The following is a 20,015-nucleotide window of genomic DNA, read 5'->3' on the forward strand; positions in this document are numbered from 1 at the left end:
CCGTGGCCTTCCTCGGGGCACGGCCAGGAGACAGTGGGCACCATCGGAGCGGGCTCAAGGGGGACTCCGCGCCTCGGGCGGACCGCCCGGCGTTGCCGGAGGGTGCTGCTGTACCGGGCGAGTCCACTGGGGCCGCCCGGTTCTTCCGCTGGGATGCTGGTGGGCCGCGTGGGACTCGAACCCACAACCTACGGATTAAAAGTCCGCAGCTCTGCCAATTGAGCTAGCGGCCCACGGCGACGATACCTCATCTGCGGCGGTAGGCCGGTCGAGGCGCGGCGGGGTCGGCGTGGAGTACTCGGGGTCCGCAGTGGGTGGGAGAGTGGCTTGGACGGCGCGGCGGCGGATGCGGAGGTGCCGCCGCCGCGCCTATTCGATCCGCGTCACACGTGGCCCTCGGTGGGATTCGGGTCCGCTCCCGCTTGATCGAACACACGTACTATAGACCATTCGCGCGCCGCTGTGAAGTCGGGTCGCCGAGCAGGTAGACTCGCCTGCTGTGCTGATACTGCTGCCTCCGTCAGAAGGGAAGGCCGCCCGCGGGGACGGTCCTCCCCTCGACCTTGGGCGACTCTCCTCGCCGGCCTTGACCCCGACCAGGGAGATGCTGGTCGACCAGCTCATCGACCTGTGCGAGAACGAGGACGAGGCGGTCGCGACCTTGAAGCTGTCCGCCCGGCAACGGCACTGCGTCCAGCAGAACCGGGAGCTCCGGACCGCGCCCACGCTCGCGGCCTGGGAGCTCTACACGGGAGTCCTCTACGAGCGGCTCGGCCTGGGCGACCTGCCCGACGGCAACCAGGTGCTCATAGCCTCGCCGCTGTGGGGCCTGCTGCGGCCCTCCGACCGGGTGCCGCCCTACCGGATGCCCATGTCGGCGCAGCTTCCCGGACTCGAGAAGCTCACCAAGGTCTGGCGGCCCGCCGTCGGCGAGCTCCTCCAGAGCCGCGACGACCTCATCGTCGACCTGCGGTCGGGGGCCTACGCCCAGGTCTGGGGCCCGAAACGGCGCGGCGTCTCCGTGCGCGTGTACAAAGAAGACGCCGAGGGGAAGCGGACGGTCGTCACGCACATGGCCAAGGCCACTCGCGGCGAGGTCGCCCACGCGCTGCTGGCCCGCGGCGTCCAGCCGACGACCCCGGCCGAACTCGGCGACTTCCTCGCCTCACAGGGCTGGAAGGTAGAGCTCTCCGAGCCCGCGACCCGCTCCAAGCCCTGGCTGCTGGACGTCGTGCACGCCTGAGTCAGTGGCCGCGGTTGTACCCGGTGGCCTCGGCGCGCTCGAAGGAGCGGCGCACCTCCTCCTCGGCCTCGGCCTGCCCGGTCCACGTCGCGCCCTCGACGCTCTTGCCCGGCTCCAGGTCCTTGTAGACCGTGAAGAAGTGCTGGATCTCCAGACGGTCGAACTCCTGCACGTCCGCGATGTCCTTGTACTTGTCCATGCGCGGGTCCTCCGAGGGCACGCACAGGACCTTGTCGTCCACGCCCTTCTCGTCGCGCATCCGGAACATCCCGATCGCCCGCGACCGGATCACGCAACCGGGGAAGGTCGGCTGCACGATCACCAGCGCATCGAGCGGGTCGCCGTCCTGGCCGAGCGTGTCGTCGATGAACCCGTAGTCGGCCGGGTACACCGTCGCCGTGAACAGCGTCCGGTCGAGGCGGATCCGACCGGTCTCGTGGTCGATCTCGTATTTGTTGGCGGATCCCTTCGGGATCTCCACCGTGACGTCGAACTCCATCGGCCGACTCTCCTCCAGCCTCGAATCCAGTGCTCTAGATGGCATAGTCTCTGTGCATGGCCCTCAGCGACAACGCCGACCCCGAAGGCACGAGTAGTGCGCCACAGGCACGACCTGAGGACTCCCCCTCGAAGCCGCGGCCCTCACGTGCGCGCGGCGCGCTGGCCTGGCTCTTCTCAACCATCGCCGTCATCGGTACGCTAACGGTCGCCGCGGTGCTGGTGTGGCAGATCGATGCCATGTCGGTCCCCGACAGAGGGGCGTTCACCGCCCCCGAGGCCTATCCCCCGGACGAGCCGGCGGAGGTCCTGGCCGCGTTCGACCAGGACGCCCCGGCCCCCGACCTGGCCTCGGCCCTGCCCGAACTGCTGTCGGACGAGCGCTTCGACGGGGACCTGTCGGCGGTCTTCGCCGACGCGGCGACCGGTTCGGTGCTGTACGAGCAGCGCGGCTCGGACCCGCTGTCGCCGGCCTCGTCGATGAAGCTGGTCTCGGCCGTCGCCGCCTACGAGCACCTCGGCCCGGAGTACCGGATCGAGACCAGCGTGGTCGAGGGGGCCGACGACGACACGGTGGTGCTGGTGGCCGGCGGCGACATCACGCTGACCGTCGACGGCCAGGGCTACTACGGGGCGGGCGGCAGCCTGACCGACCTGGCCGAGCAGGTCCTGGAGGCGCGCGGCGGCGAGGCGCCGTCGACGGTCGTGCTCGATACGGACATCTTCACCGACGACGAGCTGGCCGCGGGCGTCGACGGCAACGACCTGCCCTACGTCGCGCGGGCGGCGCCGATCATGATCGACGGCGGCCGGATCGGCGGCGACCAGAAATACTTCGACTTCTACGACGACCCCGCTCAGGCGGCGCTCGAGCGGTTCGCCGAGCTGCTGGGGGCACCGGACGTCGGCCACGGCACCGCCCCCGAGGACGCGGGCGTGCTCGGGAGCGTCCACTCGCAGCCGGTGGCGGGCCTGGTGGACTCGTTCGTGCTCACCAGCGACAACGGGCTGGCGGACGCGGTCGCGTTCCAGACGGCGCTGGCGGTGGAGGGCGAGATGACCTGGGACGCGATCGATCGGGCGCACCGGGCGCTGCTGGAGGGCTTCGGCGCCGACACCGCGGACCTGGTGCTGGAGGACGGCTCGGGTCTGTCGGAGCGGAACCGGATGACCGCCGAGGCGTTCTCGCTGATGCTGCTGGGCGCGGCCGATACGTTGGCGAGCACGGTGTTCGAGTCGATGCCGGTGGCCGGCTATTCGGGGACCCTGGACGACCGGTTCGACGGGGCCGAGGACGGCTGGGGCCTGGTCCGGGCCAAGACCGGGACGCTCAGCGGGGTGTCGTCGCTGACCGGGTCGCTCACCACCGCCGACGGGAACCTGATCGTGTTCTCCCTGATCAGCAACGAGCATTCGAACACGAGCGCGGTCCAGGACGCGATGGACGATGTGACCACGGCGGTCGCGCTGTGCGGCTGCTGAGCGTGCCCCGGCGCCGCGGCGCCGGGGCACGTGCGGTCAGCGCCAGGTGTCGTCGACGCTCGCGCAGCCCGAGGCGGGCACGGTGACCGTCCGGTTCGATCCGGATTCCCAGACGGCGTCGCCGGCGTCGTCGACCTTCGTGTACTTGTACTCGACCGTCCGCCCGGCGGGGGCGTCGACGGTGGCGGTCCACTGCGGGTAGCCGTCGGGCGAGAGCTCGGGGCTCGCGGACGGGTCCCAGGAGCCGAGTTCGGCGGGGGCCCCGGTGATGTGGACCATCTGGCCCCAGTCGGTCTCGGCGGTGACGGTCACGTCGATGCAGCCGCTCTCGCCGCCGTCTCCGCCGCCGGTGGCGCCGACGTGGATCGCCAGCGCGGTCCCGCCGGGGACGGTGGCGGCGAAGGAGCCGCCGGAGACGGTCACGGTGTCTCCGGAGATGACGTCGGTGTAGTCCCCGTCGGGCAGGGAGGTGCCGAAGGTGCGGGAGACGGTGCCGTCGGAGGCGTTGAAGACCGCGTGGCCGCTCTCGCCGCGGCCGAAGGCGAAGGCGTCGCCGCTGCCCCAGACGTCGGTGAGGCCGCCTCCGGCGGTGGCGGCGCGGAAGCCGGCCATGCCGCTCAGGTACGGGGAGCGGTGGATGCAGGTGAAGGGTCCGGAGCCGCAGTCGACGTCCTTGACCGTGCCGTCGGTGTTCAGCGGCGGGCCTTCGTGGAAGGTGTCGAATTCGTAGCCGGTGTAGGACGAGGGCGTCCCGAACGGGTGGGCGAGCATGAACGCCTCGGCGATCAGGTAGTCGCGGCCGTGGGTTTGGTTCAGCGTCTCGCCGCCGCGTTCGGTGTCGTGGTTGGCGACGAAGGTTCCGGCTTCGGCCGTGTAGCCCCAGTCGGTGCCCATGTCCGGCAGGTGCTGGGCGTCGCCGGAGCCGCCGATGTGGTGTTCGAGGTCGCGGGCGTAGTCGAAGACGTGGACGTCGCCGTTCGGGGCGTATTCGTCGTCGGTGACCGGTTCGCCGTCGGCCTCGATGACCTCTTGGACGATGTAGGGGTCGCCGTTGACGCGGGCGATGATGTCGCCGAGTTCTCCGGCGTCGATGTGCTTGGCGGCGTCGATGCGGAATCCGGCGACGCCGAGTCCCATGAGGTCGTTGAGGTAGTCGGCGATGCGGCCCTGGACGTAGTCGGAGCCGGTGTCGAGGTCGTTGAGGCCGACCAGGTGGCAGTTCTGGACTTCCCACCGGTCGCCGTAGTCGCTGATCTCGCAGTAGTCGTCGCCGGTGCTGTGGAAGTCGTTCGGGCCGTATCCGGCGTCGGGGTAGTGGAACCGGGAGTACTCGCTGCCGGCCCAGCCGGTGCGGGTCTCGTCGGCGCCGGCGGCCATGTGGTTGATGACCGCGTCGGCGATGACGCCGATGCCGGCCGCTTCGCAGGCGGCGACCATGTCGGCGAATTCGGCGCGGGTGCCGAGGCGAGAGTCGAGCTTGTAGCTGACCGGCTGGTAGTGGATGTACCAGGCGTGTTCTTCGCCGGGGCCGGTATCGGTGCCGAGGATGTGCTCCTGGGGCGGGGAGGTCTGGACGTGGGTGTAGCCGGAGTCGGCCAGGGGCCCGGCGCATTCGTCGGCGATGGAGTCCCAGTTCCACTCGAACATGTTGAGGATGGCGTCGCCGTCGTCGAGGTCGGCGGCCTGGGCGGGATGGGTGAGGGCGGTCGCGGTGAGGGCGGTGCCGACCGCGAGGGCGATCGCGGCCAGGGCGGCCGGGGTCCGCCTCGGGGGCTGGTGCTGAAGCATCGTTGCTCTCCTTGAAAACTTCTTCCATCTCCTAGCAACAAATTGCTAGAAGGACAAGAATTTAGCATCTAGAGGTAGACAGTTTCAAGATCATGAATGTACGAAATGGGACGTATGCCCACTCCGGGTGGTGGCGGGCCGACTCCGCTCCGGATAGGCTTAACCGATGACGCCGCCCGTGAGCAATCCCATGCTGCCGTCCGTGGACTGGCGCACGGCCGCGTCGTGCTCGCGCGCGTTCATCCGCGGCGGGCCGCGCATGAGCCCCGAAGGCGCGCTCGACGTGGTCACCGACCTGCACCGCCACGCCCGCACCGCGATCGATCTGGTCGCCGACTACTCCGGACTGACCCCCGACGGCGGGGCGCCGATCGAAGTGGTCGACCGGGTGCGCTGGAGCCACATCAACATCTCCGGGCTGCGCCGGCTCCTGATCGGGCTCGGCGCCTCCGACGCCGCGGCCGACTCCTCGGCGAGCGCCGCCGCGAAGGTCACCGGCGTCCAGGCCGGGGCGGTGCTGGCGTTCCTGTCCTCCCGGGTGCTCGGGCAGTTCGAGACGTTCTCCACCCCCTCGGGGCGGCTGCTGTTCGTGGCCCCCAACATCGTCGACGTCGAACGCCGCCTGCGCCTGCCCGCGCGCGAGTTCCGGCTGTGGATCGCCGTCCACGAAGCGGCGCACCTGATGCAGTTCACCGCCGTCCCGTGGATGCGCGACTACTTCCACGGGCTCATCCACCGATTCTTCGAGGCCGCCGAACCGGAGGAGTCCTCCGCCTCGCAGATGGGCCGAGCCGTGCGCCGCGCGCTGTCGGCCACCCGCCAGGAGCCCGACCGGCAGCGCGGCGCCGAAGGCGAGACCGACGTCATGGCCGCGGTCACCAGCCCCGAGCAGCGCGAAGCGATCTCCCGCATCCAAGCGCTCATGACCCTCCTGGAGGGACACGCCGAGTCGGTCATGGACGGCGTCGGCCGCACCCACATCGACCACGTCGAACTGCTGCGCCGCCGCTTCGACCGCCGCCGCGCCCACCCCGGCGCGCTCCAGCGGTTCCTGCGGCAGTTGCTGGGCCTGGACGCCAAGCTCCAGCAGTACGCGGCCGGCCGCCGCTTCGTCGACCGGATCGTGACCGAGCGGGGCATCGACGGCTTCAACCGGATCTGGGAGACGCCCGAGCACCTCCCCAGCGAGACCGAGATCGAACGGCCCGACTCCTGGGCCCGGAGAGTGCTTTCGGAACCGAATGCGAAAGTGGGGCATGGCTAGACTGCCGGACTCGGTCGCGCGGATGCGCATAGCCGTCCGCGACCGCCTCGCCGATCTGCCGCGCGGCGCGCTCGTGCTCGCCGCCTGCTCGGGCGGACCCGACTCGATGGCCCTGGCCGACACCCTCGCGTTCGTCGCCCCCCGCGCCGGACTGCGCGCGGGGCTGGTCACCGTTGACCACGGCCTCCAGGACGGCTCCGGCGAGCGCGCCGAAGAAGTCGCCGCCTGGGCCCGCCGGGCGGGGCTCGACCCGGTCGAGGTGGCGCCGGTGCGGGTACTGGGATCGGGCGGCCCCGAGGCGGCGGCCCGGGAGGCCCGCTACGCGGCCCTGGACTGGGCGGCCGAGCGCCACGGGGCCAAAGCCGTCCTGCTCGGGCACACCCGCGACGACCAGGCCGAGACGGTGCTGCTGGCGCTCACCCGCGGGGCCGGGCCGCGCGGGATCGCCGGAATGCGGCCGGTCAGGGGCCGCTACCGGCGGCCGCTGCTGGACATCGCCCGCCGGGACACGCGCGCCACCTGCGACGAACGCGGCCTCAAGCCGTGGAACGACCCCCACAACACCGACCCCCGGTTCAAACGCTCGGCGCTGCGCGGGGCGATGGACGTCCTGACCGACGCCCTCGGCGAGGACCTCGTGGCGAACCTGGGGCGCACCGCCGCCCTGGTCGCCGCCGACACCGACCACCTCGACGCGCTCGCCGAAGCGGCCGCCGCCGAGTGCCGCGACGGCGAGGCGCTGCGGACCGACCGGCTCGAGTCCCTCGAGGCGCCGATCCGGCACCGGGTGCTGCGGGCGTGGATTCTTCAGCTCGGAGTGAACGGCGCGGCGCTCAACCACCACCACCTGGAGGCGCTCGACGCGCTCGTGACCGCCTGGCACGGCCAGGGGCCGACCTTCCTGCCCGGCGGTGTCGAAGTCGCCAGGACCGCGGGGCGCCTCCGGGCTAGCGGTACACCTCGGGCTTGAGCACACCGATGAACGGCAGCTCCCGGTAGCGCTCTCCGTAGTCCAGGCCGTAGCCGACCACGAACTCGTTGGGGATGTCGAAGCCCAGGTAGGAGACGGGGATCTCGGTATGCTGCATGCCCGGCTTCCGGAGCATCGCCACCACCGACACCGACGCCGGATTCAGCCCTTCCAGGTACTTCAGCAGCCAGGACAGGGTGAGCCCGGAGTCGATGATGTCCTCGACCACCACGATGTGGCGGCCGGTCACGTCGGAGTCGATGTCCTTGAGGATTCGGACCGTCCCCGACGAGCTGGCCGAGTTCCCGTACGAGGACAGCGCCATGAACTCCATCTTCACCGGGACCGTCAGAGCCCTGGCGAAGTCGGCCATGAACATCACCGCGCCCTTGAACACCCCCACGAGCAGCAGCTCCTCGGTGTCGGCGAAGTCGTGCGAGACCCGCTCGGCGATCGCCTCCACCTTGGTGCGGATCTCGTCTTCGGTGATGATGGTGCGCTCGATCTCCTCGGCATACCACGATCCGGGGTCGATCACGGCGGCCTGGGCCTCCGGCGACGGGACTGAGGCTGGGCTGGCAAGCTCCGACGTCATACGACAAGGGTGCCACCCGGCGGCCGGAGCCGCTGGCTTGGGTGGGCGGAGTCAACCCGCTCGTGGTAGTAATTACGGATCACATCGCGGGACTTCCCAGGGCCTGACCGGAGGTCACTGGGAGGACGGTGCAGCGCCGCGCAGTGTACTTTCGAACTGTTGGCTTCGTATGGCGACACTTGCGGGCCGACACTCGGCCGAACCGGCCAAACACGCGAGAACGGTACGAACGCAGGAGGAAACGAGTGGTCGACGCCGGGAAACCCACGCCGGAACGGAAGCGGTTTTTCCGGAGACCGTTGGTCTGGATCGTGCTCATCGCTCTGATAGCGGTCCTGATCGGCACCTTCTTCTCCGGCGGATCCGACTACGAAGAGTCGACCACCTCCGATGTCCTCCAGGAAATCAACGCCGGCAACGTCTCCGAGGCCAACATCCTCGACAAGGAGCAGTTGGTCCAGGTCGAGCTCACCAACGGCGACCAGGTCGAGGCGTACGTCCCGACCGGCATGACCGAGACGGTCGCCCAGACCCTCGACGACAACGGGGCCGCGTTCGACACCGAGGTCAATGAGACGTCGGTGTTCGTGTCCTTCCTGCTGAGCCTGCTGCCGATCGTGCTCATCGTCCTGCTCCTGCTGTTCTTCATGTCACAGATGCAGGGCGGCGGCTCGCGCGTGCTCAACTTCGGCAAGTCCAAGGCCAAGATGGTCTCCAAGGACACCCCGAAGACCACCTTCGTCGACGTGGCCGGCTCCGACGAGGCGGTCGAGGAGCTCGAGGAGATCAAGGACTTCCTCTCCGAGCCCAAGAAGTACCAGGAGCTGGGCGCCAAGATCCCCAAGGGCGTGCTGCTGTTCGGTCCGCCCGGCACCGGCAAGACCCTCCTGGCCCGCGCGGTCGCCGGCGAGTCGGGCGCGCCGTTCTATTCGATCAGCGGTTCGGACTTCGTAGAGATGTTCGTCGGCGTGGGCGCAAGCCGCATTCGTGACCTCTTTTCACAAGCCAAGGAGAACGCCCCGGCGATCATCTTCATCGACGAGATCGACGCCGTCGGCCGCCACCGCGGCGCCGGCATGGGCGGCGGCCACGACGAGCGGGAGCAGACGCTCAACCAGTTGCTGGTCGAGATGGACGGCTTCGACACCCGCGGCGGGGTCATCCTCATCGCGGCGACCAACCGGCCCGACATCCTCGACCCGGCGCTGCTGCGTCCCGGCCGCTTCGACCGCCAGATCCCGGTCGACGCCCCCGACAAGGACGGCCGCCAGGAGATCCTGGCGGTCCACGCCAAGGGCAAGCCGTTCGTCCCCGACGTCACCTTCGACACGATCGCCCGCCGCACGCCCGGCTTCTCCGGCGCCGACCTCGAGAACGTCGTCAACGAGGCCGCGCTGCTGACCGCCCGCCGCAACGAGCAGGCCATCTCGATGGACGCGCTCGAGGAGGCCATCGACCGCGTCATCGCCGGGCCCGAGCGCAAGGGCCGGGTCATGGGCGACGAGGAGAAGAAGATGACCGCCTACCACGAGAGCGGCCACGCGCTCGTGGCGTTCGCGCTGCCCCACGCCGCGCCGGTCCACAAGCTCACCATCCTGCCGCGCGGCCGCAGCCTCGGGCACACCCTGGTGCTGCCGACCGAGGACAAGTACTCGCAGGCGCGCTCGGAGATGATCGACACCCTGGCCTACGCCCTGGGCGGGCGGGCCGCCGAGGAACTGGTCTACCACGACCCGACCACCGGGGCCCAGAACGACATCGAGAAGGCCAGCAAGGTCGCCCGCGCCATGGTCACCGAGTACGGCATGTCCGCCAAGCTCGGCGCCGTGAAGTACGGCTCCTCGAGCTCGGAGCCGTTCCTCGGCAAGGACTACGGCCACCAGCGCGACTACTCCGACGAGGTCGCCGCCGCGATCGACGCCGAGGTGCGCGCGCTCATCGAGATCGCCCACGACGAGGCCTACGCGATCCTCACCGAGTACCGCGACGTGCTCGACCAGATCGTGATCGAACTGCTCGAGAAGGAGACGCTCAACCAGGAGGAACTGTCGCGGATCGCCACGCGGGTCGAGAAGCGGCCGCCGATGGCGCCGTACAACGGCACCTCCAGCCGCAAGCCGTCGAACAAGCCGCCGATCTCCACGCCCAACGGGTCGAAGCCGTCGAACTCGGCCGACGACCCCGCCGAGGACGTCGGCAACGGCTCGTAAGCTTGTGCGATGGCTGAACTCGACAACCTCGCGGCCCGGCTGCTCGACGGCCGCATCAACGGCAGCCCCGTCGAGGACGCGGTGGACCTGCCCCGGATCGAGGCCGCCGTCCGCGAGATCCTCGAGGCGATCGGCGAGGACCCCGATCGGCCGGGCCTCAAGGAGACCCCGAGGCGGGTCGCCCGCGCCTACGCCGAGCTGTTCGCCGGCCTCCGCATCGACCCCGAGCAGGTGCTGAAGAGCTCGTTCGACGAGGACCACAACGAACTGATCCTGGTGCGCGACATCGAGGTGCAGTCGTTCTGCGAGCACCACCTGATGCCGTTCACCGGCGTCGCCCACGTCGGCTACATCCCCGGAGAGGGCGGCCAGGTCGCCGGGCTCTCGAAGCTGGCGAGGCTGGTGGAGGTCTACTCCCGCCGCCCGCAGGTGCAGGAGCGCCTCACCAGCCAGATCGCCGACCAGCTCTACAAGTCGCTGCAGTCCCGCGGCGTGATCGTGGTCATCGAATGCGAGCACACCTGCATGTCGATGCGCGGCATCCGCAAGCAGGGCTCGACGACGGTGACCTCGGCGGTGCGGGGCCTCCTGCAGTCGGACGCCCGGACCCGAGCCGAGGCGATGGCACTCGTCCGCGGCACCGGATGACCGGCCCGCCGGCAAGGAGAACGGCCGGATGCGCATCGCATCCGGCCTTCTCGGTTCCTTCTCGGTTATCAGCGAGTCCCGGGTCGGTCCCCTGGTCACGGACGACACCTGTGGAGCCGCGGACGGCTCGGCACCCTGGCGTCGCGGTCAGAGCGTGTTGCCGGAGCCGGGCTGGATGTTGCCGTCGGTGCCGGAGGGCGCGTTCGGGTCGCCCGGGTTCGGGTCGTAGCCCTCGGGGTAGGTCTCCACGTTGTCGAGGAAGCCGTCCCCGGTGGTGTCGGTCATGACGGTGTTGGAGTAGCCGTCGGCATCGGAGTCGATGCTCACGTAGTCGGCGTATCCGTCGCCGTCGGTGTCCGACACGATGGTGTCGGCGTATCCGTCGCCGGTGGTGTCGGAGGACACCGTGTCGACGTAGCCGTCGTTGTCGGTGTCCGACATGACCTGGTCGACCACGCCGTCGCCGGAGGTGTCCGAGGCGAGGGTGTCGATGTAGCCGTCGGAGTTGGTGTCCATGGCCTCGGTCTCGAAGGTGCCGTCGCCGTCGGTGTCCATGTGGAGCTCGTCGGAGACGCCGTCGCCGTCGGTGTCCAGGGCGACCCCGTCGGCCACGCCGTCGCCGTCGGAGTCGATGTAGGTGTTGCCGTCGGCCTGGAAGGTGTCGTCCTCCCAGCCGTCACCGTCGATGTCGTAGGTCTCGGTGGTGCCCGAGGAGTAGTCGGTGGTGTCGTCCTCGGTGTAGTCGTCGGTGGCGACGTCCTCTTCCATGCCGGTGGTGTCGTCGAATTCGCTCATTGCGCCATCTCTTTCGTGATGAAGTGTTCCGTGCTTGTGATCATGACTCTATGGCAGCTCGCGGGGCCGTGAATCCCCAGAGTGTGCCAACCGCTTATCCTCTCTTCAGCCCCGTTCGCGGGGGTACAGCCCCAGGTCGTCTGAAATGTCAGGAGTTCCGGTGGGTCCTGCCGACAATGCCTTCGACGTCCCCGAGCCGCCGCCGGTGCTGGTGCCGGTCCCGGCGGTGCGCGTGTTCGACCTGCACTCCCGCCGGGTGGTGTGCGGCGCGGCGGGTTCGGGCTGGCGGTTCGACCTTCGGGCCGACGACCCGGTCGACCGCGACGGCGCGATGCTGGTGCCGGTGATCTCCGAGGCCGACTACTACCGGGCCGTCGACGGCGACGGCGATGCCTACGGGACGCTGGTACACGCCGACGAGGTGTGGGTGCAGCGGGCCGACCCGAACCCCGCCCCGTCCACGCCCCCGCCCGGCTACCTGATCGACCGGCTGTCCGATCCGGACGCGCCGCCGGTGCGCAGGCCGCTCGCGGCCTCGGACGTGCCGGACCTGATGGGGCGGCGGGTCTGGTACTGGACCGGCCGGGAGTTCCGGGACGACTTCCGCTGCGTCTCGGAGCCGTTCGAGACCTCGGGGGACTTCTGCGTGCGGGTCGCCGAGGAGGCCGGATGGTACCGGTGGCAGCGCACCGGGCGGCCGCCCAAGCCGGTCGACGCTTTCATCCAGCACCTGTGGACGCAGTGACCGGCCCGCTCAGGCCTGCCACAGGCGCGTCATCATCGCCTCCACGGCGATGCGCGGGCGCACGTTCGCCTCGATGGCCTTGCGGCAGGCCAGAATCGCGTCGATGCGGCGCAGCAGCGACTCGGCGCTGAGCTTGGAGGCGGCGGCCCGGGTGGTGTCGGCCATGTCCGGGTGGATCGGGTCGACGCGCGCGCCGAAGCCGGCGGCGAGGGCGTCGCGGTAGAACGCGGCCAGGTCCACCAGGGCCCGGTCGAGCGAGTCGCGCTGGGCGCGCGTGTCGCGGGTCTTCTGCCGCTTCTCGAGCTCCTTGAGCGCGGCGGCCGAGCCCCGCGCGGCCTTCGTGGCGCCCTTGCCGGTGCCGCCCTTGCCGAGCGCGGTCTCCAGGGCCTCCCGCTCCGCGGCCGACTGCTCGGTGTAGGTGCCGGACGCCTCGGACTCGGCCGCCTCGATGAGTTCGACCGCGGCGGTGAAGCAGGCGCCCAGGCCGGTCAGTCGGCGGGGGATCCGGAGGACGTCGTGCCGCTTGGCGCGGGCGTCGGGGTCGGTGGCCAGGCGCCGGGCCCGGCCGACGTGGCCCTGGGCGGCGGCGGCGAACAGTTCGGCCTCGTGCCGGTCGAGCCCGTCCCGGGCTACCAGGAGGTCGGCGATCGCCTCGGGCGGCGGCTGGCGCAGCACCAGCACGCGGCTGCGGGAGCGGATGGTCACCGCGATCTCGGCGGGGTTGGTCGAGGGCGCGCACAGCAGGAACGCCGTCCGCTCCGGCGGTTCCTCGACGGCCTTGAGCAGGGCGTTCGCGGCGGCCTCGGTGAGGCGGTCGGCGTCCTCGATGAGGAGGATCTGCCAGCGGCCCGAGGTCGGGGCGCGGGAGGCGTCGAGGATGAGCCGGCGGACCTGGTCGACCCCGAGCGACAGGCCCTCGGGGATGACGCGGGTGAGGTCGGGGTGGGTGCCCGCCAGGGTGGTGCGGCAGGCGTGGCATTCGCCGCAGCCGCCGTCGGCGCACTGGAGCGCGGCGGCGAACGCGACCGCGGCGGTCGAGCGGCCCGAGCCCGGCGGCCCGGTGAACAGCCAGGCGTGCGTCATGCCGTTCCCGCGGGCGGCCTCGGACAGGATCCGCCGGGCCTCGTCCTGGCCGACGAGCTCATCGAAGACGCTGGGCACGGGCTGGTTCACGGCCGTCCGGCCTCCTCGGCGACGCTGTCCCAACGGCTCTCGCCGCCGGTGTCGAGATCGGGCCAGGCGGTCTCGGTCCGGGCGGCCTCGGTGCGGATGTCGAGCCGCTCGGCGACGGCCTCGCGCACGGCCACGGCGACCTGCTCGGGTCCGCCGTCGGCGGGGACCACCAGGTAGCGCTTGGGTTCGGCCGCGGCCAGGTCCAGGAACGACTGGCGGACCCGCTCATGGAAGTCCAGCTCCTCGCGTTCGAGCCGGTCGCCGTTGCCGCCGGCCTTGGCACGCTGGACGCCGACCGCCGGGTCGACGTCGAGCACGACGGTCAGGTCGGGTTTGAGGCCCCCGGTGGCCCAGCCCGAGACCCAGCCGACCTCGCTCCGGCCGAGGCTGCGGCCCGCCCCCTGGTAGGCGATCGAGGAGTCGACATAGCGGTCGGAGACCACGATGGCGCCGCGCTCCAGGGCGGGCCGGATGATCTTCTCGACGTGCTGGGCGCGGTCGGCGGCGTACAGGAGGGCCTCGGCGCGGGCGGAGGGCGCGACGTCGCCGCCGGAGTCGAGCACGAGGGCGCGGATGCGCATGCCGATGTCGGTGGCGCCGGGCTCGCGGGTGAGGACGGCCTCGTAACCGCGGAGCTTGAGCCACGCGGCGAGCTTGACCGACTGGGTCGACTTGCCGGCACCCTCGCCGCCCTCGAACACCACGAAGAAGCCGCGATTGTCAGTGGTGACCAGCGCCGACAGGGGGCGGCCGCGCAGGGACGACCACAGGTCGGCGAAGACCGGCACGCCCGGCTTGTCGTCCATGTTGCGGAAGGCCGCGACCCCGAGCCACACCACCAGGACCGCGGCGACGAACAGCAGCACGCGGCTCATGGAGACCTCTACGGAGGTGACCCCGAGGTCGAGGCGGCGGGCGGCCTGCCAGCCGGCCAGCGGCGCGGCGACCGACATCGACACCATGAGGATCACGCGGGCGCTGACGCCGATGAAGGCGAACATGCGGCCGCGGAAGTCGTCGCCGACCTCCCGCTGGAGGAGGGTGATGCCGGCCAGGAACGCCATGCCGGCGCCCAGGCCGATCACGACCGAGCCGCACAGGGCGACCCACAGCCAGGGCGCCACCGAGTCGACCGCCAGGCCGGCCCCGGCCAGGACGATGCTCATGCCGAACCAGCGCAGCCGGGAGAGCTCGCGGATGAATTTGGGCCCCAGGGCGATGCCCGCGCCCAGGCCGAGGAAGAGGAACACCGCCAGCAGGTAGAAGGCGGCGTCGCCGGCGTCGAGGGTGCCCGCGTAGATGGTGCCGACCCCGACCAGGATGCCCGCGCCGCTGAAGGCGCCGAGCATGCCCAGGACCAGGCCGCGGACGCGTTCGCGGCCGCGCAGGTAGGAGAAGCCGTCCACGAAGTCCGACCACATCGTGCCGGCCTTGGGGTGTACGCGCCCGTCGCGGCCGGAGATCTGGGGGATGAAGAACAGGACCGTCACCGCGAGCAGGCCGAACATGGCCGCGTCGATGTAGAGGGCCAGGACCATCGGCTCGGCCCAGGTGCCGAGGTTGGACCACACGTTCGCGCCGCGCTCCAGGACGGCCAGGACCCCGAAGGCCAGCGGCGGGGCGAGGCCGTAGGTGGTGGCGAGGGTCAACTGGTTCGCGGTCTCGTACTTCGAGGCCGGCAGGAGGTTGGGGACCGCGGCCTCCTTGGCGGGCATCCAGATCATCACCGCGATCTCGATCAGGACCTGGGCGACCGCGAGCCAGGCGACGGTGATCGGCACCGATCCGGTGGTGAGGTAGACGGTGGGCACGCTGGCGAGCAGCCCGAATCGGGCGAAGTCGCAGCAGGCCATCGTCTTGCGCCGGTCGAAGCGGTCGGCGAAGACCCCGGCGACGGCGCCGAACAGCAGCGACGGCAGCAGCCGGATGACGATGACGCCGGCGAAGACCGCGCCCTTGGCGGCGAGGTTGTCGAACAGGGACTGCGCGAACCCGGCGGTGGCGAACAGGGCGAGCCAGTCGCCGAACGAGGCCAGCCCCAGCACGGTCCACAGGCGCCGGAACGGACGGATCCGCAGCACCGTCTTCAGATCGGCGGTCGTATTGGCCATTCAGCTCCTCGAAGGTCCGGGGCCGCACCGGCTCGGCCGGCGGGACGGTTCCTGCGGCCCAGGCGGAAAACCGCGGCCGCACCGGCTCGACTATGAGACTAGTCGGCCCGGTGCGGCCGCGGGCGACGGCGCAGTCGGAATGAGTGCTCTACGACAAGCGGCGGGCCAGGCACTCGCAGACGACGCGGCGCGCCTCCGCCAGTACCGCGGCGTCGCCCTCCGGCCGACGGCGGAACGCGAGCCTGACCAGCGCCTGGCCGGTCTCCACCGCCGCGGTGGCCACCTCTATCAGCCGCTGGTCGGGCTTGATGCCGAACCGCTGCTCGACGCCCCCCAGCAACTGCTGGGCGATCCGGTCCCCGCCCGAGGGGATCGGCCCGGTGCCGGCCGGATCGATGGCGTCGGCCAGGTGGAGCACTCGGAAGCCCGGAGCCGTGCGGTACATGTGCACGTACTCGGCGATGGCGGCCTCGACCCCGGTGCGCCAGTCGGGCGGCTGATCGGCGTCGAAGCGCGCCACCAACCGCTCGACGAACTGGTCGATGTAGCGCTGGCTGAGCGCTTCGGCGAGCGACCGCTTGTCGCCGAAGAACTGGTAGACCGATCCGATGGCGACGTCGGCGCGCTGGGCGATGGCCGTGGTCGAGAGCCGGTCGTAGCCGACCTCCTCGATCAGGTCGGCGGCGGCGTCGAGCATCCGGCGGACGCGGGCGGCACTGCGCTCCTGGACTGGCAGGCGCCGCAGCGTCTGGGCGTTGCCGAGCTTGGGCGTCGGCGACATGGTGGGCTGCCTGGCGGCTGGCACGGTGGCCGTGCTCATGGTGTTGTCTCCCCCCTCGTGATGACAAGTATCCCCATCATGGCCGACTTGACCGGATTTGAGGCCGATTCCGCACCGTGTCGCGAACAAATTTCTGGCTTCTCACCCGCCGGTGGTAGCGCGCGGACGCTGCGGATTTCGTCACTTACCACCGGACGCCGCTTGCCGCTCGCCGCTCTCCGACGGAAGGATTGCTAGGGCTTCGCGCGTTGTCCCCAGGAAGGCACCGCTGGAGAGGACGAGTCATTGAACAACAGGAGAACCCCGGCATTCCGCCCCCACTGTCGGCAGCGCCGCATCAGACGGATCGCCATGGTGTCGGTCCACACTTCTCCGCTCGCCCAACCCGGCGCCGGTGACGCCGGCGGCATGAACGTGTACGTCCTCAACACCGCCCGCGAGCTGGCGCGCGGCGGCGTCGAGGTCGAGATCTTCACCCGCGCCACCTGCTCGGAGGAGCCGGCCACGACCGAGGCGGCCCCGGGCGTGCTCGTCCACAACGTCCCGGCCGGCCCCTTCGAGGGCCTGACCAAGAACGACCTGCCCACGCAACTGTGCGCCTTCACCGGCGGACTGCTGCGGGCCGAGGCGCACCGCCCCGCCGGGCACTACGACCTCATCCACGCCCACTACTGGCTGTCCGGGCAGGCCGGGTGGGTCGCCTCCGAGCGGTGGGGGGTGCCGCTGGTGCAGACCTTCCACACCCTCGCCAAGGTCAAGAACGCCCGCCTGGCCGAAGGCGACGACCCCGAGCCGCACACGCGCGTGATCGGCGAGGAGCAGGTCGCCTCCGAGTCCGACCTCCTCATCGCCAACACCGGAGCCGAGGCCTCCGAGCTGCGCGACCACTACCGCGCCGACCCGCGGCGGGTCGAGGTCGTCCACCCCGGCGTGGACCTGGACGTCTTCTCCCCCGGCGACCGGAACCGGGCCCGGGAGGCGCTCGACCTGCCGCAGGAGGCCCTCGTGGTCGCGTTCGTGGGCCGGATACAGCCGGCCAAGGCCCCCGACGTGCTGCTGCGGGGCCTGGCGCGGCTGCGGAGGACCGACCCGGAACTCGCCCGCCGCATCGTGCCGGTGTTCGTGGGCGGGCCGTCGAACACCGACCTGTACTGGCTGCCCAAGCTCGCCGCCGAGCTGGGCCTGTCCGATCAGGTGCAGTGGAGGGCCCCGCGGGCCGGGGAGGCGCTGGCGCAGGTGTACCGGGCCGCCGACGTGGTGGCGGTGCCGAGCCACAACGAATCGTTCGGCCTGGTCGCGCTCGAGGCGCAGGCCACCGGGACGCCCGTGGTCGCCGCCCGCGTCGGCGGCCTGCCGACCGCGGTCGCCGAGGGCAGGTCCGGGCTGCTGGTCGACACGCACTCGCCCGACGACTGGGCGGCGGCGCTGCGCACCGTGTTCGAGAACGCCGAACTGCGCGAGCGGCTGGCCCGCGGCGCCCGCGCACACGCCGAGGAGTTCTCGTGGGGCGCGACCGCTTCGGGCATCCGCGCGGCGTACTGCCGCGCCGCCGAGCTCCATCGGGCGGCGGCGCCCGCCGCCCACCGCTTAGGCTGGAGCGGTGATCGGGACACTCACCTCCGCGCTCGACCGGATCGGCGTCGAGTACCGGACCTCCGGCGACCGCGCGGTCGACCTCGAACTCCCCGGCAGCAAGAAGCTGTCGACGCCGTGCTCGCTGATCGTGGAGGACCACGCCCTGCGCGTGGAGGCGTTCGTCTCCCGACGCCCCGAGGAGAACCGCGAGGCGGTCTGGGCCGAGCTGCTGCGCCGCAACGGGAGGCTCTACGCGGTCGGCTTCGCACTCGACGAGACCGGCGACATCCACCTGGTCGGGCGGCTCCCGCTGGACTCGGTCAACCCCCTCGAACTCGACCGCGTCCTCGGGTCGGCCCTGGAAGCGGCCGACGACACCTTCAACGTGATCCTCGAGATCGGCTTCGCCTCCTCGATCCGCGAGGAATGGCGGTGGCGCCTGTCCCGCGGCGAATCCACCCGGAACCTCGCCGCATTCGAACACCTCCGCCCCGGCGACTGACCGAGACCGACGGTGGCCGCTTAGGTCCGCCAAGCATTGAGAATCTCATCGGGACCCCATACCAGCGAAAGGCGATCGCGGTCGATCCGCTCGGAGGTTCCCGATCGTGAGACCGCCACCAGGCCCGACTCCTCGGGCTCGAAGCCTGGGATAGCGGGAGCGGAACGCTCCAGCGCCGCCAGATCCCGACCATCGAACGGCCCCTGCAGCCATTTGATCGATCCTGCGAAGTAGATCTTCCGGGCCACCGGAGGGCGGTCGGCGCCCACCAGGTCGATCTCGGGATCGAACCGGCGGTTCCACCAGCCTCCGACGGACTCGACCTCCGTCCACGGAAGCCGCCCCTCCACCGCGGCCATCTCCAGAGACTCACGCACCAGCGGCTCCACGGCCTTGCCGCACCAAGCGGACCATCGGCGCTCGATCAGTCGGCGAGCCTGTTCGCCCCGACCGCGCCGGGCCGACTCCTGCGCGTCGCGGCCCATCGTCAGGTACCAGCGCAGATTCGAGTCCGCGACATGGAACAGGGTCGGCTTGCCCGGTCTGGTCGACAGTGGCTCCTCTCGCTGGATCACACGTTTGACCGTCCCCAGTTGGTCCAGGACCGGCGCGAGCGTGCCACTCGCCATCCCTCCGGCAGTGGCTCCGATGCGTCCTTGCGTACGGTCGCCGGCTCCGATCGCCTCCAGGACGCGGCGTTTCGTGTCTGGCGAAGGGAACTCCGCGAACAGCGCCGCCTCGGGAATGCCGACCACCGGCTCGGCCGGTTCCGCCGCTTTGCGGCGGAGGTACTCCAGGGGCGGCGTTCCGCTCGGCCAGCGCGAGACGACCCCGGGCAATCCTCCCGAGAGCAGTTGGGCCTCAATGGCGTCCGCACCGTCCAGCCCGGTGAACTCCGCGGTTTCTGCCGGATTGAGGGGCCGCAGCTCCATGTTGTCGGAGCGGCCGTAGAACGGGCGATCGTAGGAAGTGAGGCGTTCCATCATGTGCAGATCGCTGCCGAGCAGGCACAGCAGTACTGGTTTGCGCCCCAGGTACCGGTCCCAGGCGAGCTGGAGCGCGCCGTCGAAGGTCTCGTCCTGCTCGGCCAGCCACGGGACCTCGTCGAGGACTATGACGACGGGCTCATCTGAGACGAGGTCGTCGATCGCCCTGAACAGGCCGACCCAGTTCTCGGCGGGGACCGTCCCGGCGGCGCTGCTCGCCTGGCGGAGGCTGGACTCGTCGATCTCGGTGAGGAACCGCTGGATCGTTTCGACCGCAGAGGCGCCCTTGACGGCGGTCAGGTAGAGGTACGGCAGCCCCGAGCGGTCGCAGAACTCCTGGATCAGTCGGGACTTGCCGACTTGCCGCCGCCCCCTCAGGGTCACGGCGATGCCCGAGCCGCGCTCTCGGATCGCGTCCAGGCGCTCTGCCAACCGGGCGAGTTCGCGCGTTCTTCCCACGAATGCGTCAGCCATGGTCACCCAACTATCTAGATACAATCTTGCTAGATCCAATCTACCAAGATCAGATCTAGATAGTTGGGTGACTGTGAGCCGTGTGTTGCGAATCGGCATTCGCCCCGGTGCGCATAGTCACTTCAGGAAACCGACGGCGTACGATCGGTATCACGTGATCTGCCTGGTTTCGGAG

16 protein-coding genes, 1 tRNA gene and 1 pseudogene are annotated in these 20,015 nt (G+C 70.6%); 9 read left to right on the top strand and 9 right to left on the bottom strand.

All coding sequences use genetic code 11. The features are described 5' to 3' along the window. Nucleotides 1-157 precede the first annotated feature (157 nt). Nucleotides 158-233, bottom strand: a tRNA-Lys gene (locus CUT39_RS17215). Nucleotides 234-499: 266 nt separating this feature from the next. Between CUT39_RS17215 and CUT39_RS17220 the strand changes: the two genes are divergently transcribed. Next, complete coding sequence (locus CUT39_RS17220) at nucleotides 500-1,243, top strand: YaaA family protein (RefSeq protein WP_100448690.1); 744 nt, start codon at nucleotides 500-502, stop codon at nucleotides 1,241-1,243. A gap of 1 nt (nucleotide 1,244) precedes the next feature. Here CUT39_RS17220 and CUT39_RS17225 read toward each other — a convergent pair whose 3' ends face one another. Next, the gene (locus tag CUT39_RS17225; protein ID WP_100448691.1) at nucleotides 1,245-1,742 is read right to left on the bottom strand and encodes an inorganic diphosphatase; all 498 of its coding nucleotides are present in this window, start codon (nucleotides 1,740-1,742) and stop codon (nucleotides 1,245-1,247) included. Nucleotides 1,743-1,798: 56 nt separating this feature from the next. On the opposite strand from CUT39_RS17225, the gene dacB reads away from it, so the two are divergent. Continuing rightward, the gene (dacB, locus tag CUT39_RS17230; RefSeq protein ID WP_100448692.1) at nucleotides 1,799-3,223 is read left to right on the top strand and encodes a D-alanyl-D-alanine carboxypeptidase/D-alanyl-D-alanine endopeptidase; all 1,425 of its coding nucleotides are present in this window, start codon (nucleotides 1,799-1,801) and stop codon (nucleotides 3,221-3,223) included. 36 nt (nucleotides 3,224-3,259) lie between these two features. On the opposite strand, the gene CUT39_RS17235 is transcribed toward dacB, so the two are convergent. Beyond that, complete coding sequence (locus tag CUT39_RS17235; protein WP_100448693.1) at nucleotides 3,260-5,011, bottom strand: carbohydrate-binding module family 20 domain-containing protein; 1,752 nt, start codon at nucleotides 5,009-5,011, stop codon at nucleotides 3,260-3,262. 166 nt (nucleotides 5,012-5,177) lie between these two features. Here CUT39_RS17235 and CUT39_RS17240 point away from each other — a divergent pair, with 166 nt between their 5' ends. After that, a complete protein-coding gene (locus CUT39_RS17240) occupies nucleotides 5,178-6,275 on the top strand; it encodes a zinc-dependent metalloprotease (protein ID WP_100448694.1) in 1,098 nt (365 codons plus the stop codon). Further along, nucleotides 6,268-7,245 (top strand): tRNA lysidine(34) synthetase TilS, encoded by a 978-nt coding sequence (tilS, locus tag CUT39_RS17245; RefSeq protein ID WP_198587240.1) that lies wholly within the window; start codon nucleotides 6,268-6,270, stop codon nucleotides 7,243-7,245. The genes CUT39_RS17240 and tilS overlap by 8 nt, the downstream gene beginning before the upstream one ends. On the opposite strand, the gene hpt is transcribed toward tilS, so the two are convergent. Next, a complete protein-coding gene (hpt, locus tag CUT39_RS17250) occupies nucleotides 7,223-7,780 on the bottom strand; it encodes a hypoxanthine phosphoribosyltransferase (RefSeq protein WP_100448948.1) in 558 nt (185 codons plus the stop codon). The two genes, tilS and hpt, sit on opposite strands and share 23 nt — an antisense overlap. A 305-nt stretch (nucleotides 7,781-8,085) precedes the next feature. Here hpt and ftsH point away from each other — a divergent pair, with 305 nt between their 5' ends. Together ftsH and folE are read left to right on the top strand one after the other, a co-directional pair. Next, the gene (gene ftsH / locus CUT39_RS17255; protein ID WP_100448695.1) at nucleotides 8,086-10,050 is read left to right on the top strand and encodes an ATP-dependent zinc metalloprotease FtsH; all 1,965 of its coding nucleotides are present in this window, start codon (nucleotides 8,086-8,088) and stop codon (nucleotides 10,048-10,050) included. Nucleotides 10,051-10,059: 9 nt separating this feature from the next. After that, nucleotides 10,060-10,698 (top strand): GTP cyclohydrolase I FolE, encoded by a 639-nt coding sequence (gene folE / locus CUT39_RS17260; RefSeq protein WP_100448696.1) that lies wholly within the window; start codon nucleotides 10,060-10,062, stop codon nucleotides 10,696-10,698. A 147-nt stretch (nucleotides 10,699-10,845) separates the two neighbouring features. On the opposite strand, the gene CUT39_RS20910 is transcribed toward folE, so the two are convergent. Next, nucleotides 10,846-11,493, bottom strand: a complete 648-nt coding sequence (locus tag CUT39_RS20910; RefSeq protein WP_198587243.1) for a hypothetical protein — start codon at nucleotides 11,491-11,493, stop codon at nucleotides 10,846-10,848. Between the two features lie 160 nt (nucleotides 11,494-11,653). On the opposite strand from CUT39_RS20910, the gene CUT39_RS17270 reads away from it, so the two are divergent. After that, nucleotides 11,654-12,238, top strand: coding sequence for a hypothetical protein (locus CUT39_RS17270; RefSeq protein WP_100448697.1), 585 nt, complete (start codon nucleotides 11,654-11,656; stop codon nucleotides 12,236-12,238). Nucleotides 12,239-12,247: 9 nt separating this feature from the next. Here the strand turns inward: CUT39_RS17270 and CUT39_RS17275 are convergent, their stop codons facing one another. The 3 genes from CUT39_RS17275 to CUT39_RS17285 form a co-directional block, all read right to left on the bottom strand. Then, the gene (locus tag CUT39_RS17275) at nucleotides 12,248-13,399 is read right to left on the bottom strand and encodes a DNA polymerase III subunit delta' (protein WP_100448949.1); all 1,152 of its coding nucleotides are present in this window, start codon (nucleotides 13,397-13,399) and stop codon (nucleotides 12,248-12,250) included. Nucleotides 13,400-13,407: 8 nt separating this feature from the next. Continuing rightward, nucleotides 13,408-15,522 carry a dTMP kinase gene (gene tmk, locus CUT39_RS17280; RefSeq protein WP_198587245.1) on the bottom strand — a complete coding sequence of 705 codons (2,115 nt, stop codon included), beginning with the start codon at nucleotides 15,520-15,522 and terminating at the stop codon, nucleotides 13,408-13,410. Between the two features lie 148 nt (nucleotides 15,523-15,670). Then, entirely contained in the window at nucleotides 15,671-16,342 is a 672-nt protein-coding gene (locus CUT39_RS17285) for a TetR/AcrR family transcriptional regulator (RefSeq protein WP_100448698.1), read from the bottom strand. 312 nt (nucleotides 16,343-16,654) lie between these two features. On the opposite strand from CUT39_RS17285, the pseudogene mshA reads away from it, so the two are divergent. Then, nucleotides 16,655-17,875: pseudogene (mshA, locus tag CUT39_RS17290) on the top strand (D-inositol-3-phosphate glycosyltransferase); the annotation flags it as partial. Between the two features lie 28 nt (nucleotides 17,876-17,903). After that, nucleotides 17,904-18,380: a type III secretion system chaperone family protein gene (locus tag CUT39_RS17295; RefSeq protein WP_100448699.1), complete on the top strand. Its 477-nt coding sequence runs from the start codon at nucleotides 17,904-17,906 to the stop codon at nucleotides 18,378-18,380. 20 nt (nucleotides 18,381-18,400) lie between these two features. Here CUT39_RS17295 and CUT39_RS17300 read toward each other — a convergent pair whose 3' ends face one another. Then, nucleotides 18,401-19,840 (bottom strand): ATP-binding protein, encoded by a 1,440-nt coding sequence (locus tag CUT39_RS17300; protein ID WP_100448700.1) that lies wholly within the window; start codon nucleotides 19,838-19,840, stop codon nucleotides 18,401-18,403. Nucleotides 19,841-20,015: the final 175 nt, after the last annotated feature.

The sequence above is a fragment of the Glycomyces xiaoerkulensis genome (genome assembly GCF_002798405.1).
In the GTDB taxonomy this organism is placed as follows: Bacteria; Actinomycetota; Actinomycetes; order Mycobacteriales; family Micromonosporaceae; genus Glycomyces; species Glycomyces xiaoerkulensis.

Bases quoted from the DNA above. Each gene is read 5' to 3' on its own strand.
- dacB (WP_100448692.1), top strand. From the start codon at position 1,799: ATGGCCCTCAGCGACAACGCCGACCCCGAAGGCACGAGTAGTGCGCCA.
- CUT39_RS17225 (WP_100448691.1), bottom strand. From the start codon at position 1,742: ATGGAGTTCGACGTCACGGTGGAGATCCCGAAGGGATCCGCCAACAAA.
- tilS (WP_198587240.1), top strand. From the start codon at position 6,268: ATGGCTAGACTGCCGGACTCGGTCGCGCGGATGCGCATAGCCGTCCGC.
- tmk (WP_198587245.1), bottom strand. From the start codon at position 15,522: ATGGCCAATACGACCGCCGATCTGAAGACGGTGCTGCGGATCCGTCCG.
- CUT39_RS20910 (WP_198587243.1), bottom strand. From the start codon at position 11,493: ATGAGCGAATTCGACGACACCACCGGCATGGAAGAGGACGTCGCCACC.
- folE (WP_100448696.1), top strand. From the start codon at position 10,060: ATGGCTGAACTCGACAACCTCGCGGCCCGGCTGCTCGACGGCCGCATC.
- CUT39_RS17285 (WP_100448698.1), bottom strand. From the start codon at position 16,342: ATGAGCACGGCCACCGTGCCAGCCGCCAGGCAGCCCACCATGTCGCCG.
- CUT39_RS17235 (WP_100448693.1), bottom strand. From the start codon at position 5,011: ATGCTTCAGCACCAGCCCCCGAGGCGGACCCCGGCCGCCCTGGCCGCG.
- CUT39_RS17240 (WP_100448694.1), top strand. From the start codon at position 5,178: ATGACGCCGCCCGTGAGCAATCCCATGCTGCCGTCCGTGGACTGGCGC.
- CUT39_RS17300 (WP_100448700.1), bottom strand. From the start codon at position 19,840: ATGGCTGACGCATTCGTGGGAAGAACGCGCGAACTCGCCCGGTTGGCA.